We start from the raw sequence: 16,348 nt of genomic DNA, 5'->3' as shown, positions 1-16,348 counted from the left end.
CACAAGTCGTGTGAGACTGCCCGTTTTTCGGGCAAGGGGCGTCACAGTCCCCGGTCTGGAACGCAAAAGAACATCCGTTCTTCGTGAAGAGGGCAGGCGGGGGCCCGGCGCGAAAGGGTGGTGAAGCGGCGACGCGCCGTGGCGGCGGTCAGGCCTGCCTGTCCCTCCCCATGGCGACGCTGTTCCCCCGGTCGCCGATGGACGTGCGCGGCGGCCAAGTGGTCGGCTCGGCCCAGCGCGCGCACCGCACTTTAGTAAACTTGTGCGATCTGTGTGAAGGTTTTTTGACCGAACGGGATCAACCTTCACATCGTCGTCCGGCCGCGTGAGCACGACGTGAATCGAGTAGGAGGGCCGGGGTGCCCGGCCCTCTTTCCACACCACCATCGGCCAGCCCGAACAGACCCCTGGACGGCTCGGCCGGCCACTCGTCTCGCACCATGCCCTTCATCCGCATCCGCAGCGTCTCGACGTGCCGGTGGTCGGCGGCCTCCTGGGCCACTTCGCAGATCTCCTTTGTCCGCAGCCGCGCCAGCCAGCAGGGCCAACCGGCCAGTCGCCCTCGGCGGGCACCTCACCGGTCGCGACGCGCATGACCGGCGGTAGACAGGCAGGCAGATCGTCCGGATCCGCATCCCGTGAAGACACCTGCTCGAAATCCGGTTCGGCTGCGTCGCGTTCGGCGAACACGCGGGCCAGCGTCGCCTGGGTGACCACCAGATCGGACAGCTCCTCCTCAGCGGCAGCGATCCGCTCGTTCAACGCTCTTGACGGTCACTTGATGATCTGAGCGGAGATGCCCGGTAGTTGACCCAGCGGTTGCGGGAACGGCCTTCAGGCTCCGCCGGAGCGGCTTCGCCTGGAGCGATCCGTTGGGAGTGCAGGGTGTCGCAGGCGGTCTGTGGGAGATCCCCAACCTGGGTGAACCCGCTCTCTGGCGTTGGCGATGCCCTTCTCGGTGGCCAGCCGGTGGCCGGACGCCTTTGGACGACGTAATACGAGGCAGCACAGACCAACTAGCCGCAGGCAGCCTGATCAGGCAGAACGTCACTCAGTAGCACGACCGGGCACCACGCAACACGATCGCTCACGGTCTCGTAATGCGTAGGTCTCGGGTTCGAATCCCGAAAGCGGCTCCGGGAAAGGCCAGGTCACGTACCACGTGACCTGGCCTTTTTGTTGTTCCGAGGGGTCCGTACGCATGCCCTGGGTGTCCTGGGGTGCGAGGCCGAGGTGCTTGTTGACGGTGGTGCCGGTGTCGGCCCGAACCGGGCCGTCCACGGCGAGCGGTGCGGCGGGTGCGGCGAGGGCCTCGGGCTTGATGGCGTCGCCGCGACCGGCGAGGGCGGCCTTCATCGCGGCGGCGGTGTGCGGGCCGGAGGCGCGACCCCCAATTAGGTCATCGGTGTTGGATCGTGGCGAATTCAGGGGGCAAACGTGAAGTATTTCACGACCCGACTTCACTTGATTGGTAGATCTTGTGCGCTTTGCCCCTCCGTAAGGGTCTGGTTAACGAACTGTAAGTACTCATATGTTGCGGGCCGGCCGTTTGATCGAAGACGGCCAGTCGTAGCCCAACAGGGCTCTGTGGGGGAGCAGTTCATATGAATACGCACAGGGGGAGACGCCGGCTGCGCACAGTCGGCGTCGTGCTCTCCGCGGCCTTGGTGCTGGCGGCGAGCGCATCCAACGGCGCCATGGCGGTCGCCGACGAGAACGCCGTCACCTCGGCCGACGGCGCCGCCAAGGCCGCCGCAGGTGACGGCACGGGCGAGGATGCGAAGGCGCTGGCCGAGGCCGCGCGTACGGGCAAGCCGGTGGAGATCGTCTCGTTACGCGGTGAGAGCAGCGAGGTGTACGCCACCCCGGAGGGACACCTGGAAGCCCGGGAGCATCTGCGGCCGGTGCGGACCCGGGTGGACGGCGCGTGGCGGGACATCGACACCACGCTGACCCGCGGCGCGAACGGAACGGTGGCGCCCAGGGCGACGACCGTCGGTCTGACGTTCTCCGGCGGGGGTTCGTCGCCGCTGGTGCGGATGACGAAGAACGGTCGTGAACTGGCGCTCTCCTGGCCCAGGGACCTGCCCTCCCCCGAGCTGAGCGGGAACGCCGCCACCTATCCGGACGTACTGCCCGGTGTCGATCTGCGGATGACGGCGCAGCAGGACAGCTTCACCCAACTCCTGGTCGTCAAGTCGGCCGAGGCCGCGGCCAGCGCCGAACTGAGCGAACTGCGGCTGAAGCTGGACGCCGACGGCATGCAGGTCAAGGAGACCGCCGACGGCGGCCTGGCGGCGGTCGACCAGGGAGCCGGTAGCGCCGTCTTCGAGGCTCCCCGCCCCCTGATGTGGGATTCCAGTACCGAGGCGCCCGCCTCCTCGGCCCGGTCCGGGTCCACCGCCGGACCCGCCCGAACGACGTCGTCCAGCGCCGCACGGAACTCTGTGGCCGCCGCCACCACCAGCGCCACCACCGGCCCCACCGCCTCCGAGGCCGGTGCGGCGGAGTCCGGCAATGTGGCCCCGGTCGGCGTGGAGGTTCCCGCCGCGCAGAACGCCCTGGTCCTGACGCCGGACACCGGCGTGCTCAGGGGCAAGGGCACGGTGTACCCCGTTTTCATCGACCCCCAGTGGTACTCCCCGAAGGCCTCGGCCTGGACGATGGCCTCCAAGTACTGGGCGTCGTCGCCGCAGTGGAAGTTCAACGGCGACTCGGACGCCGGCCTGGGGTACTGCAACTGGTCGTACTGCGCGCCGTACGACACCAAGCGGCTCTTCTACCGGATCCCGACCTCGAAGTTCGCGGGCCGGACCGTGCTGCAGGCGGAGTTCGTGGTCCGCAACACCTGGTCGGCGTCCTGCTCGGACCGGAGCGTGGAGCTGTGGCGCACCAAGGACATCTCCTCCTCGACGACCTGGAACTCGCAGGACAACGACGCCTTCTGGATCGATCACCTCAGGACGGAGTCGTTCGCCTACGGGTACACCGGCTGCGCGGCGAAGGACGCGGAGTTCGACGTGAAGTCCGCGGTGCAGCAGGCCGCCGACAAGAAGTGGTCGACGATGACCTTCGGCATGAAGGCGGCGAGCGAGACCGACGGCTACGCCTGGAAGCGGTTCTCGGACGACGCCTATCTGCGCGTCCAGTACAACCGCCCGCCGCCGCAGATCAAGATGTCGCAGCTGACCATGGAGTACGGCGGCTCCTGCAAGAGCCCCGCCAGTGCCGCGCGGGTACGCACGCTCGGCAAGATCTACGCCAACGACGTCACCGACCCCGACGGCGACTCCGTCTCCGTGGAGTTCCGGGCGAGCTGGGACACCGGTGACGGCAAGGGCGTCGTCACCCGCTGGAAGTCCGGTCCGACGACGGCGAAGAAGTCCGGCTCGGACTTCGCGATCACGCTGCCGTCCTCCATTCCCGCCAACAAGACGGTCAACTGGTACGTCCACTCCTACGACGGGGCCCAGTACTCGCCGTGGTCGTACACCGGCGACCCGACCGCCTGTTACTTCGTGTACGACACGAGCGTGCCCAAGGCACCCGCCATCTCCTCGGCCATCTACCCGGCCTCCGACCCCGAGGACCCCGACGACCCCTGGTACGACGGAGTCGGCCAGTACGGCGACTTCGTGATCACCGGCGCCGTCTCCGACGTGACGAAGTACTGGTTCGGCCTCAACGGCGACCCGGTCTCGGCCAACACGGTCACCACCTCGGGCGGAGCGGCCAAAACCGTGCCCGTGCTGCCGGTCAAACCGGGCCTCAACACCTTCACGGCACGGTCCTTCGACTCCGCGGGCAACGGCTCCGAGATCCGCACCTACCAGTTCCGGGTCAAGTCGGGGCAGCGCGAACGTGCCGGCTGGGCCATGGACGAGACGGCCGGCGCCACCCAGGTGGCGGGCAGCGCACCGGAACAGACCGCGACCCTGTACAACGGCCCGACGCCGAACGTGGAGGGCAGGTTCGGCAAGGCCGTGCAGTTCGACGGCGTCGACGACTACGCCGCCACGGACATCGCCACCATCAACACCGACGTCAGCTTCTCGGTGTCGGCCTGGGTGAAGCTGTCCGCCATGCCGTCCGGCGCGGCGGTGGTGGCCTCCCAGCGCGGCAACAACGCGCCGGGCTTCGAGCTGTACTACTCCAAGGCGTACGACCGCTGGGTGTTCAACCAGTACAGCGCCGACACAACCGACGGCACCCCCGTACGGGCCATGCAGGCCGCCGCGGGCGGGGTCAAGGCCGGCGAGTGGACGCATCTGGTCGGTATCTACGCCGCCGGTGAGAAGCTGCTGAAGCTGTACGTCAACGGTGCGCTCGCCGGGTCCACGGCCTACTCCACGGCCTGGAACGCACGGCGCGGCATGGTGATCGGCGGCAGCTTCCTCAACGGCACGCCGACGGCGCCCTTCCCGGGCGCCATCGACGAGGTGAAGACCTTCGAGAAGCCGCTGTCGGGGACCGAGGTGTCGAGCCTGTACAGCACGAACGCGATCGGCGACGGCCGTCCGGCCCGCATGGTCTTCCACATGGACGACGCCGCCGGCGTGACCGCGCTGAGCGGCCGGGCCGATGTGAACCCCGCGGTCCTCAAGGGCGGCGCCACCACGGGTGCGACCGGAGCGGACGGCAACGCGCTCACCCTGGACGGGACCGACGACTACGCCACCACCGCCGGCCCGCACGTCAACACCTCGTACAGCTTCGCCGTGTCGGCCTGGGTGAAGCTGGCGAAGACCAAGCCGACCCACGCCGCGACCGTCGCCACGCAGATCGGCGCCACGGTGACCGGACCGGAGCTGTACTACTCCAGCTCCTACGACCGCTGGGTGTTCAACCAGCACAGCGCCGACACCGCCGACTCCACGGTGGTGCGGGCCATGCAGCCCGACGGCACCACCGCGTACGGCGGCGAGTGGACGCATCTGGTCGGCGTGCAGGACACCGAGGCCGACAAGCTCTCGCTGTACGTCAACGGGACCCTGGCCGGCACCACGGCCCTGCCCTCGACCTGGTATGCCGGGGGCGCGGTGCAGATCGGCGCCAGTGCGTTCGCGGGCGCGGCCACCTCGTTCTTCCCCGGCCAGATCGACGACGTGCGGCTGTTCGACCGGCCGGTGTCCGCCGGCGAGGTGCAGCAGCTGTTCAAGCAGCGCGCTCTGGTCAAGGGCCGCTGGAAGTTCGAGACGGCCACCGGCACCCCGCTGACCTCGCCCGACGCCTCGTCCTCCGGTAACGCCATGACCCTCTACAACGGCGCCCAGACGGGCTCGGGCTGGGTCGACGGCGCCGTCGCCCTGGACGGCACGGACGACTACGCCGCGGCCACCGTGGTGCCGGTCGACACCAGCGCGAGCTTCACCGTGAGCGCCTTCGTCCAGGCGGCCGCCACTCCGACGAGTCCGGTCACCGTCATGAGCGCTCCCGGTACCAGGAAGAGCGCGTTCGCGGTGCGCTACGAACCCAGCGCCACCCCGGCCACCGATCCGGGCCGCTGGCGGATCGCCACCGCCGACTCCGACAGCGACTCCGCCACCGTCTCCGACATCGGCAACGGCATGTTCTACAGCCCCACCGACTGGAACCACGTGGCACTCGTCTACGACGGCTTCTCCAAGGAGGTCCGCCTCTACGTCAACGGCGAACTCCAGGAGACCGCCTGCGCCGACGCCGACGACGACGGGGTGCAGGACGACGCGAGCTGCGCCGACACCGTCTCGTGGGCCGACGACGTGCTGACCTACAAGGCGGCGAAGACCCTGCAGCTCGGCCGCGACACCACCGGGAGCACGTCCGGCGGGTACTTCCCCGGTTCGCTCTCCGACGTCTGGGTCTTCCAGGGTGCGCTGACCGAGACCCAGATCGATCACCTCGCCGTCGGTATGCCGGGCGTGGAGACCGCCGTCCCCAGCGGCGACTGATCGGCTCCGCCACCGGAAGTGGAACCCGGCCGCCGCAGTCGGCGGCCGGGTCCCGCTCCCGGGACACCTGCCTCACTCCGCCGTGTGCGGCCCCCTGCTGCCCGCGGAGCACTCAACGGGAGGAAGACAGCCCCGCAATGAAGACCAGACGACGCACACGAACAGGCCTTCGGCCGTGGCCCCGGGTGGCCGCGGCCACGGCCGCCGTGCTGACCGCGACACTGCTGCAGGCGTCGGGAGTGCCCGCCGTCGCCCAGGGCTGGCGAAAGCCGGCGCTGCCGCAGGCCGAGTCGCCGGTCGCCGGCGGTCCGGTGGGCAAGGCGTTGCCCCGCAAGGTGATGAAGGGGCCCCGGACGCCCGCCGAGGCGCCGGCCACCGGCTGGCCGAAGGCGAGCGCGGTGAAGGTGACGCTCCGTCATGAGCCCACCCCGGTCAGGGGACTCCCGCTCACCCTGGGCACCGGGGCGGCGCGGTCCGCGGCCGCCGGCGCCTACACCGTGAGCACACTGTCGCGCGGCGCGGCGCGGAAGACGGGTGTCGACGGACCGGTCTTCGCACTGACTCCCGGCCGCAGCGGTGGCATCCAGCGCGGCGGCAAGGTGCGCGCCGGGCTGGACTACTCCTCGTTCGCCGGCCTGTACGGCGGCGGTTACGCGTCCCGGCTGACCCTGGTCCGGCTGCCCGCGTGTGCGCTGACGACCCCGCAGAAGAAGCAGTGCCGTACGACCCGGCCCGTGGCGACGGTCAACGACACCGAGAAGCAGACGCTGACCGCGAACTCGGTCACCCTCAGCGCGAGCACGGCGACCGTCCTCGCGGCGACCGCCTCGGCCGGCAGCGACAGGGGCGACTACAAGGCCACCTCCCTGTCCTCCTCGTCGACGTGGAGCACGGATCAGAGCAGCGGCTCGTTCGCGTGGTCGTACGACATGGCGGTGCCGCAGGTGCCCGGCGGGCTGACCCCGCAGGTCGGGCTCTCGTACTCCTCAGGTGGCGTCGACGGCCGTACCGGCAACACCAACAACCAGGCCTCGTGGGTCGGTGACGGGTTCGACCTGTCGCCCGGCTTCATCGAGCGCAGCTACAAGGGGTGCGCGGACGACGGCGCGACCAACGCCGACGGGAACAAGCCGGGCGACCTGTGCTGGGCGTACGACAACGCCACGCTGTCGCTGAACGGTTCGGGCGGGGAGCTGGTGCCGAACGGCACCAACTCCTTCAAGCTGCAGAACGACGACGGCACGAAGATCGACCGGATCTACGGCTCGTCGTCCGACGTGCGTTCCAACGGCGCCCGCAACGACGAGTACTGGCGGGTGACGACGCCCGACGGCACCCAGTACTACTTCGGCTACAACCGGTTGCCGGGCTGGGCGAGCGGCAACGAGACCACCGACTCGACCTGGACGGTGCCGGTCTTCGGCAACAACACCGGCGAACCGTGCAACGCCTCGACGTTCGCGGCCTCCTGGTGCCAGCAGGGCTGGCGCTGGAACCTCGACTACGTCGTGGACCCGCACGGCAACGCGGTCGCGTACTACTACGACAAGGAGACCAACTCCTACGGCCGCAACCTGACCGCCGCCGACGACACGACGTACGTCCGCGGCGGGACGGTGGACCGCATCGAGTACGGGCTGAAGAACACGGCCATGTACTCGGCGAAGGCGCTCGCCAAGGTCAATTTCACCAGCAGTGAGCGGTGCATCCCCGACAGCTCGACCACGTGCTCGTCCATCTCCACGGACTCCCAGTACTGGTACGACACCCCGTGGGACCTGAACTGCGAAGCGGGCACCGACTGCGACAACGGCCGCTACTCCCCGGCGTTCTTCACCCGCAAGCGGCTGACCGGTGTCACCACCCAGGTACTGGTGTCCGGTTCCTACAGCAACGTCGACGGCTGGAAGCTCACCCACCGGTGGGGCATGGCCGACACCGACTACCAGTTGCTGCTGGACTCCGTCCAGCGCACCGGCTACGACGGCACCGGTTCGGTCACCCTGCCGAAGGTCACCCTCGCCTACACCCAGCTCGCCAACCGCCTGGACAAGATCGGCGACGGCTACGCCCCGTACATCAAGTCCCGGCTGTCCACCGTCGCCGACGAGTCCGGCGGCCAGATCGACGTCGGCTACTCGGCCCCGGTCTGCGACGCGGCCGGGCTGCCCACACCGCAGACCAACACGACCCGCTGCTTCCCGCAGTACATCGGCGGCAGTACGACCGACGACCCGGACCGGCAGTGGTTCAACAAGTACGTGGTCGACACGGTCACCTCTACCGACCGCACCGGCGGCGCGCCCGACCAGGTCACCATGTACGACTACCTGGACGGCGCCGCCTGGCACTACGACGATGACGACGGGATGACCAAGGAGAAGTCCAAGACCTGGTCGCAGTGGCGCGGTTACGGCCATGTACGGGTGCGCACCGGCGGGCAGGGCGGCGCGTCGGCGATGAAGTCGCAGACGGACACGTACTTCCTGCGCGGCATGGACGGCGACCGGCTGAGTTCCTCCGGCGGCACCAAGAGCGTGTCGGTCACCCTGGACTCCGGCGAGGGCGACCCGATCACCGACCACGAGTCGCAGGCGGGGTTCGCCTACAAGACCGTCACCTACTCCGGTCCCGGCGGCAAGGTGCTCTCCAAGACGGTGAGCCGTCCCTGGTACCAGCAGACCGCGAAGAAGGTCCGGGACTGGGGCACCGTCACCGCCAACCTCACCGGCACCGCCTCCAGCAGGTCCTGGACCTCGCTGGACGACGGCGCGGGCGTCAAGTGGCGGACCACCGCGGGCTCCGACACCCATGACACCACCACCGGCCTGGTCACCCAGAGCGAGGACCTGGGCGACACCACGACCGCGGCCGACGACCAGTGCACCCGCACCACCTACGTCTCCGGCAGCGTCCCCGTCGACGCCCCCGTGCGGGTCGAGACGGTCGCCAAGGCCTGCGACGCCACCACCAGCCGCCCGGCCGACGTGCTCTCCGACGTCCGCACCGCCTACGACGGCGGGGCGTACGGCGTCGCGGCGACCAAGGGCGACGCCACCAGGACCGCGAAACTCAAGGCGTACAGCGGCACCACCGCGGCCTACCTGGAGTCCAGCTCCGCCTACGACGGCTACGGACGGGCGCTGACCACCACCGACCTGACCGCCGACGTCACGGTCACCTCCGGCGGCACGCTGACCCGCACCGCGCGTTCGGACGGCCGTACCACCACCACCGCGTACACCCCGACCACCGGATTCCCGACGAGCAGCACGGTGACCACCCCGCCCGCCACGGCCGGGGACAGCACCACCGCCCAGACGTCGACCACCGCCTACGAGGCGCTGCGCGGCCAGCCGCTCACCGAGACCGACACCAACGGCAAGGTCACGACGTACGCCTACGACCCGCTGGGCCGCACCAGCAAGGTCTGGCTGGCCGACCGGACCACGAGCCAGACCCCGAGCTACGAGTTCACGTACACCATCACCGATGCCAAGCCGGTCGCCGTCGGCACGAAGACCATCGGCAACTCCGGCGCCCAGGACACCTCGTACGCCTTCTACGACGGCTTCCTGCGGCCCCGCCAGACCCAGGCGCCCGGCCCGAACGGCGGAACGCTGCTCGCGGACACCTTCTACGACGAACGCGGTCTGACCACCAAGGAGTTCACCTCCTACTACACCGACACCACCGCGCCCTCCACGACGATGTTCAAGCCCGAGAACGCGCTGAGCGTGGAGACCCAGAACCGCTACACCTACGACGGTCTGGGCCGGCCGACCGAGCTGCGGCAGATCGCCGGCAACGGCGACGGCGGCACGGTCCTCGGCATCACGAAGACCGTCTACGGCGGCGACCGCACCACCGTCATCCCGCCGGTCGGAGGCACGGCGCAGACCACCGTCACCGACGCCCGCGGCAACACCACCGAACTGCGCCTGCTGCACTCCCGTGCCGCCGACGCCGCCTACGACACCACGTCCTACGGCTACTCGCCGCGCGGTGAGCTGACCAGGGTCACCGACCCAGCGGGCAACCCCTGGACCTGGACGTACGACCTGATGGGCCGGCTCACCGACACCACGGACCCCGACAAGGGCGCCACCCACAACGAGTACGACGACCGCGCCCAGCTGACCAGCACCAAGGACGCCCGAGGCACCGTCCTCGCCACCGTCTACGACGGTCTGGGCCGCAGGACCGAGCTGCGGGACACCTCCTCCACCGGCACCCTGCGCGCCAAGTGGGTCTACGACACGATCAGCGGCGCCAAGGGCCGGCTCGCGTCCAGCTCGCGCTACAGCGGCGGCCAGGAGTACAAGTCCAGCGTCGTCGCCTACGACCGGCTGTACCGGCCCCTGCGCACCTCGGTGACGATCCCGTCGACCGAGGGCGCGCTGCAGGGCACCTATCTGTCGACGACCACCTACAACGCGTCGGGCACGGTGCAGGGCGTCGGCTACCCGAAGGCCGGCGACCTGGCCGCCAACACCGTCGCCTACACCTACGAGGACGGCACGCTGCGGCCCGTCCAGATCAGCGGCCCGAAGAACCTGACCGCGACCGCCGCTTACAGTCCCGTCGGCAAGCCGCTGCAGTACTCGCTGGCCGCGAACGGCGGAAAGGCCACGTACGAGACCAACACCTACCAGTGGGGCACCCAGCGGCTGGCCACCACACGGGTGGACCGCCAGGACGTCTCGGGCGTCGACCAGTACAACACCTACTCCTACGACGAGGCGGGCAACGTCCTGTCCGTCTCGGACACCTCGCGCTCCGGCACCGACAACCAGTGCTTCACCTATGACTACCTCGGCCGGCTGACCGAGGCGTGGGCCCAGTCGACCACCGGCTGTGTCACCACCCCGACCGCCGCGACGCCGGGCGGCCCGGCCCCGTACTGGACCTCCTACACCTACGACAAGGTCGGCAACCGGCTCACCGAGACCCAGCACGCCACCACGAGCGGCGCCTCGGACACCCAGCGGAGCTACCACTATCCCGACGCGAGTGCGGTCCGGCCGCACACGCTGGGCTCGGTGGACACCACCACCGGCACGGTGAAGTCCACCGACAGCTTCACCTACGACGTCGCGGGCAACACCCACACCCGCCTGCTGGGCAACGGCACCTCCCAGACCCTGGACTGGGACGCCGAGGGCCACCTCGCCAAGGTCACCCAGCCGGTGGAGGGCGGCAGCGACAAGGTCACCGAGTACCTGTACGACGCCGACGGCAACCGGCTGATCGGCCGCACCCCGACGGAGACCACGCTCTACCTCGGGCCCACCGAGGTCACCCTGGCGACGGGCGCCACGACGGCCAAGGGCACCCGGTACTTCGACGTCGGCGGCGGCCACCAGGCCGTGCAGGCCAACGACGGCACCGTCTCCTTCACCCTGGCCGACCACCACGGCACAGCCCAGCTGTCCGTCAACGCCGACACGCAGGCACTGACCCAGCGCCGGACCCTGCCGTTCGGCGGGCTGCGCGGCACCGTGCCGAACACCTGGACCGGCACCAAGGGCTTCGTCGGCGGCACCAACGACACCGCGACGGGCCTCACCCACCTCGGCGCACGCGAGTACGACCCCGCCACGGGCCGCTTCCTGTCGGTCGACCCACTCTTCACGGCCGACGACCCGCAGCAGATGAACGGCTACAGCTACGCCAACAACAACCCGCTCACCTACTCCGACCCGGCGGGCACGGAGATCGGCTCCAAGCCCAACTCCTGCCAGTACGACCTCAAGTACTGCAGCAAGCACGAGCAGGAGGAAGTCGGCTACGACGCCAGGACCGGCACGTCCGACTACCACCGCGGCAACATCTACAAGCGCTCCCAGGCGGCGAAGAAGCACTGGGTGGCCGCGAACACCCCCGTCACCAACGACATCGACAAGCTGGCGGACGACTTCTGGTCCCCCCGGATGAACGGGGAGTTCACGGACGACTTCTGGTACAACCCGGCCTACGAGTCGTCCACAGCGGGCTCCGCCTGCTACGGCCGCGAGGGATGCCGCCAGGCCTACCTCTACGTGCTGCACGGCGGCAAGGACGTCGCGAAGGCCAAGGAGATCGCGGCGACCTACTGCGTCTACCACGCCGACGAATGCAACGAGAAGGCCGCGGCCGTCGCACGCGGAAACGTCATCCGGGACACCGTCGCCACCGCACTGCTGGCCTATCTCGGCGGGGCCGGCGGCAGTTCGAAACCCTGCAACAGCTTCGTCCCCGGCACCCAAGTCCTCATGGCCGACGGCACGACCAAGTCCATCCAGGACGTGAAGACCGGGGACAAGGTCCTGGCCACGGACCCGAAGACCGGCCGGACCACGGTCAAGAGGGTCACCGCCGAGATCACCGGCAAGGGTCTGAAGCACCTGGTCAGGATCACCCTGTCCATCGAGGTCGCGGGCAGGAAGCGGACCGCTACGGTCACTGCGACGGAGGGACACCCGTTCTGGGTCCCGGAGCTCGGCGCATGGGTCGACGCCACCGACCTGATCGCCGGCGAACGGCTCGACGCGTCCACCCGGGTCGTGGTCACGATCACCGCGATCCACCGATGGACCCAGCCGGCCACGGTGCACAACCTCACCGTCGCCGACATCCACACGTACTATGTGCTGGCGGGTGCCACGCCGATCCTGGTTCACAACAGTGGTGGCACTGTTAATCCCTTCCCATCTGTTCCGAACATGAATGGGATGACGCAAACCGAGGCATACGATACGCTTCTGGCCAATGGCTTTGAGATGACGGGACCCACTGGAGATTCTGGCGCCTGGGCCACTTTCAAGGATTCCGCGGGAAACAAAGTCTCAATAGAGATGGCGAACGGTCGTGTCGTGAGAAGCAATACGATCGACATGGGCCCGAACGTCAAGAACCGTCCGCAGCGTTGGAATCCTGACGGAACTCCCTATTCTTCGACGCAGGACCACAAGGATACGGGCGAGTATCTTCGTAACTGTCCATAGGAGTGTGCGAAGGTTGAATGACTTCGACGAGGCCGACGCGTTCAGTTCGTATGCCCGAAAGATTCAGGCAATCTCGGACATCACTGCTCGATGGGCTGGTTATTCTGTTCAGACAGTGGTGTGCCAGATGGATGCGACGTGGCCTGAGGGGGATCTGACACTCGGTTTCGTGGCGGAGGACACGCCGTATACGCCGGTGTGGCTACACCTGGCACGGATCCGTTACCTCCGCATGGAGGATCTGCGGGAGACGGGACCAAGCTTTGTCGACGGCGTCCAGGTCTCGTTGCTGCCCGCCCGACGATCCGGCTGGCCGGCCGAGGCGCGCATGCACACACTTCGGAGTTGGGAAGGCAAGTGGGGTCAGGCCGACCTGGAGTGCGAGATGGTGTGGATCACGATTTCCGGTCCTTGGAGCCTGGAAGCGATCGCGCAGATTGTCAATGTGTCCCTTACTCCACCGGAGCTGACGGCCATCTCGGCTTGAGGACGTCGACAGGATGATCGCGATCTTCCGGTGTGGAGGTACCGACTTGGCGCCTGTTGGTATCCCGTGAATTGCATGGAGCGGCCCGCCGAATGGAACACTCGGTGGGCCGCTCCTGGTGTCTGCCGGCAGTAGTTGACGGCAACACCGGCGGACAGGTGCTGCACAAGTGGGGCGGAGTCGATACCTGCGAAATCCCGAACGGCGGCAACAGCTGTCGAGTGCCGATCAACGGTCGCGGTGGAAGGTTGGCCAGGTGAAAGAAGCAGAGTTGGCGGCCTTGCTCGTGGATGCGGGCTTGCGGTGGTGCGCGGCGGACGGCGCCGACGGCACACTGCCCGTCGCGGCCGCCTGGCTCGCCACCAGCTGCCGTCGGGAGGACGGACGGCGCGACGAGACCGTGCGCAGGGACGATCCGCGGCTGATCGGGAAAGCGAACGACGGGTGGTTCCGGCTGGTATCCGACTACGGGTTCCTGGGAGACGACCGGGAGTTCCTTCTGGGAGTGAACCACGCCGACGACGACGCGGTGCCGATCCTGCGCTGGGCGCGCGTCCGGCTCCTCGGGGAGTGGGACATCATCGGAGCCGGCGCCGCGACCGGAGTACTGGGATCGGCGGCCGGCCGTCCCGAGTTCGCCATGCTCTCGCTCGATGGCGACGTCATCCTGCGCGGCACCACATGGCAGGAATCCATCGGCTCCCTGGTGGTTCCCGACCCGCATCGGGTGCAGATCATCCGTGACTACGTGGCGCGGCGCTCCGCCAATCCGCGCACTCCCGCAGCGGAGCGAGCCGGGGGGGAGAGCTGGCTCAGGACGCATCCCACGGAGCAAGTGCCCGAACCGGAGTGATGCTTCCGTGGGCGCGGCCGTGGGCGAAGGGCAAAGGCGTAACGGTGAAGGGCTTGCGCGATGCTTCGACCGGGGAGCTGCAGCTCTTCGGGACCTGCTCCGAACTGCGGTCCTTTTTCCGGACCACGACTGTCCGGCCGCGGGATCGGGATCAGGGGTCGTCGCCATCGACGGCGATGTGATCCCGACGTCCTGAGACAGAGAACCCTCGGCCGAAGCAGTGAGCCCGCCCCGTTCCCGACGGGGTGGGCTCACTCCGTCTCCGGGGATTCGCCGGAGATGTCCCCCGGGCCCTGTCGCGGTCCTGGAGTGGTGCTGCCACGCGGCGCAGGGTCCGGGAACGGATGGGGGCGGTCGCCATGGCCGAACGCTTCGGCGTGGGCTGCGGGTTCGTGGGGCGTGGGGCGGAGCGGGTGCTGCTGGGGCGGCTGTACGAGGAGGCCGCGTCCGGGCGGCCGCGAGTGGTGGTGGCCGAAGGGGCCGCCGGGATCGGGAAGACCGCGCTGGTGCGGAGGTTTCTGGGGGATCGGGCGCCGGGTGCGTGACCGGCGGCGGTGGTGCGGAGAGCGAGACCGCGCTGCCGTGCGGGGTCCTGGCCCGGACGACCGGCTCGCCGCCCAGCTCGCCGACTGCGCGGGCCGGCGCGCCACGGACGGCCGGTGGACGGACGTGGCGACCCTTGAAGTCGGCGATCAGGCCCTTCTCCTCGCGGCTGACGATGCGGGCGATCTGCGCGTCGTTCGGTCCCATGTCGTGATGCTCCTCCCGTTCGCGGCCGGTGGCCCCGGCCGGACGTTCCGGACACTGGGGACGGAGTGGCGGCCGGGCCTCCGGGGCCGCCCAGGGGAAAACCTTGGGGTGCGGGACCGTCCGAACACATGGACGGGCTTCCAGTCCGTTCGGCACAAGGAAAATCACTGTAAAAGGGCTGCAAACTAAATCGAAGTCAGGAGTACGGGGGCACCTGGGGCAACATCTTGGTGAACGACGAGTGTCGCGCGGTCAGGGCGTGGGCACCGCCGTCGGCCGGATGGGGTGAGGGACATGGCGGAGCCGAGGCTCGGGGTGACCGTGGTGACCATGGGGAACCGGCCCGGTGAAGTCGACGCGCTGCTCAAGTCCGTTGCCAAGCAGGACCTGGCGCCCGACCGCATCGTGATCGTCGGCAACGGCTGCCGGCTGCCCGAGTTCGCCCGCCGCCTCGACCTGCCCGGCGAGGTCACCACCGTCGACGTCGAGGACAACCTCGGCTGCCCCGGCGGCCGTAACGTCGCGCTCGCCGCCCTGCGCGCGTTCGGTGACGTGGATGTCGTCATCGAACTGGACGACGACGGGCTGCTCGTCGACGTCGAGGTGTTCCGGCAGGTCCGGGATCTGTTCGCCGCCGACCCCCGTCTCGGCATCGTGGGCTTCCGTATCGCGGACGAGGACGGCGTGACCCAGCGGCGGCACGTGCCGCGCGTCGGCAACGCCGACCCGATGCGCGGGGGTTACGTCACCGGATTCCTCGGCGGCGGCCACGCCCTGCGCATGGACATGCTCGCCGAAACCGGTGACTGGCCCGCCGAGTTCTTCTTCGCGCACGAGGAGACCGATCTCGCCTGGCGGGCGGCCGACGCCGGCTGGAAGATCCTCTACGCGCCCGAACTGCTCCTCCAGCACCCCCGGACCTCACCCGCCCGGCACGCCGTCTACTTCCGGGTCACCGCCCGCAACCGCGTCTGGCTGACCCGCCGTCGGCTGCCCCTGCCGCTGATCCCGGTCCACCTGGGCGTCTGGATCCTCATCACCCTCCTGCGTACCCGCTCTACGGGCGGCCTACGGGCCTGGTTCGCGGGCTTCGCCGAAGGGCTGCGTGAACCGCCCGGGGAACGCCGGCCCATGCGTTGGCGCACGGTCTGGCGACTCACGCGCCTGGGCCGTCCACCCGTCATCTGAGGACGAAAACCTGTCAGTCAGTCAGACCGGCGATCGTTCAAACCGTCGATCCGGCGATCCGGCGATCCGGCGATCCGTCAATGCGGGTAGCCGCCAATCCGGGAAGTCGGTCAAGTCGTGATCGGGGGATCTGTTCCGGAGACGGGACGAGGGC

The 16,348-nt window shown here is 68.9% G+C and carries 8 protein-coding genes; 6 read left to right on the top strand and 2 right to left on the bottom strand.

Annotation, left to right across the window (positions count from 1 at the left end; genetic code table 11):
* Nucleotides 1-447: 447 nt before the first annotated feature.
* Both LQ326_RS44025 and LQ326_RS44020 read right to left on the bottom strand, forming a co-directional pair.
* On the bottom strand, nucleotides 448-762 hold the full coding sequence (locus LQ326_RS44025) for a hypothetical protein (protein ID WP_234544747.1): 315 nt from the start codon (nucleotides 760-762) through the stop codon (nucleotides 448-450).
* Between the two features lie 285 nt (nucleotides 763-1,047).
* Nucleotides 1,048-1,356: a hypothetical protein gene (locus LQ326_RS44020; RefSeq protein ID WP_234544746.1), complete on the bottom strand. Its 309-nt coding sequence runs from the start codon at nucleotides 1,354-1,356 to the stop codon at nucleotides 1,048-1,050.
* A gap of 248 nt (nucleotides 1,357-1,604) precedes the next feature.
* On the opposite strand from LQ326_RS44020, the gene LQ326_RS44015 reads away from it, so the two are divergent.
* From LQ326_RS44015 to LQ326_RS43990, 6 genes are all read left to right on the top strand, one after another.
* Entirely contained in the window at nucleotides 1,605-5,930 is a 4,326-nt protein-coding gene (locus LQ326_RS44015) for a LamG-like jellyroll fold domain-containing protein (RefSeq protein ID WP_372497120.1), read from the top strand.
* 137 nt (nucleotides 5,931-6,067) lie between these two features.
* Nucleotides 6,068-12,916 (top strand): polymorphic toxin-type HINT domain-containing protein, encoded by a 6,849-nt coding sequence (locus tag LQ326_RS44010; protein WP_234544745.1) that lies wholly within the window; start codon nucleotides 6,068-6,070, stop codon nucleotides 12,914-12,916.
* A gap of 13 nt (nucleotides 12,917-12,929) precedes the next feature.
* The gene (locus LQ326_RS44005; RefSeq protein ID WP_234544744.1) at nucleotides 12,930-13,403 is read left to right on the top strand and encodes a hypothetical protein; all 474 of its coding nucleotides are present in this window, start codon (nucleotides 12,930-12,932) and stop codon (nucleotides 13,401-13,403) included.
* A gap of 256 nt (nucleotides 13,404-13,659) precedes the next feature.
* Nucleotides 13,660-14,256 (top strand): hypothetical protein, encoded by a 597-nt coding sequence (locus LQ326_RS44000; RefSeq protein ID WP_234544743.1) that lies wholly within the window; start codon nucleotides 13,660-13,662, stop codon nucleotides 14,254-14,256.
* Between the two features lie 359 nt (nucleotides 14,257-14,615).
* Entirely contained in the window at nucleotides 14,616-14,801 is a 186-nt protein-coding gene (locus LQ326_RS43995; protein ID WP_234544742.1) for an ATP-binding protein, read from the top strand.
* A 499-nt stretch (nucleotides 14,802-15,300) separates the two neighbouring features.
* Entirely contained in the window at nucleotides 15,301-16,194 is an 894-nt protein-coding gene (locus tag LQ326_RS43990; protein ID WP_234544741.1) for a glycosyltransferase family 2 protein, read from the top strand.
* The last annotated feature ends 154 nt before the right edge of the window (nucleotides 16,195-16,348 follow it).

The organism is Streptomyces shenzhenensis, assembly GCF_021462265.1.
GTDB classification, from domain to species: domain Bacteria; phylum Actinomycetota; class Actinomycetes; order Streptomycetales; family Streptomycetaceae; genus Streptomyces; species Streptomyces shenzhenensis.
The sequence above is the reverse complement of the archived record's forward strand: the minus strand, read 5'-3'. Positions and strand labels throughout refer to the sequence as shown.

Coding starts and splice junctions, on each gene's coding strand:
- LQ326_RS44020 (WP_234544746.1), bottom strand. CDS start 1,356: ATGAAGGCCGCCCTCGCCGGTCGCGGCGACGCCATCAAGCCCGAGGCC.
- LQ326_RS43990 (WP_234544741.1), top strand. CDS start 15,301: ATGGCGGAGCCGAGGCTCGGGGTGACCGTGGTGACCATGGGGAACCGG.
- LQ326_RS44010 (WP_234544745.1), top strand. CDS start 6,068: ATGAAGACCAGACGACGCACACGAACAGGCCTTCGGCCGTGGCCCCGG.
- LQ326_RS43995 (WP_234544742.1), top strand. CDS start 14,616: ATGGCCGAACGCTTCGGCGTGGGCTGCGGGTTCGTGGGGCGTGGGGCG.
- LQ326_RS44015 (WP_372497120.1), top strand. CDS start 1,605: ATGAATACGCACAGGGGGAGACGCCGGCTGCGCACAGTCGGCGTCGTG.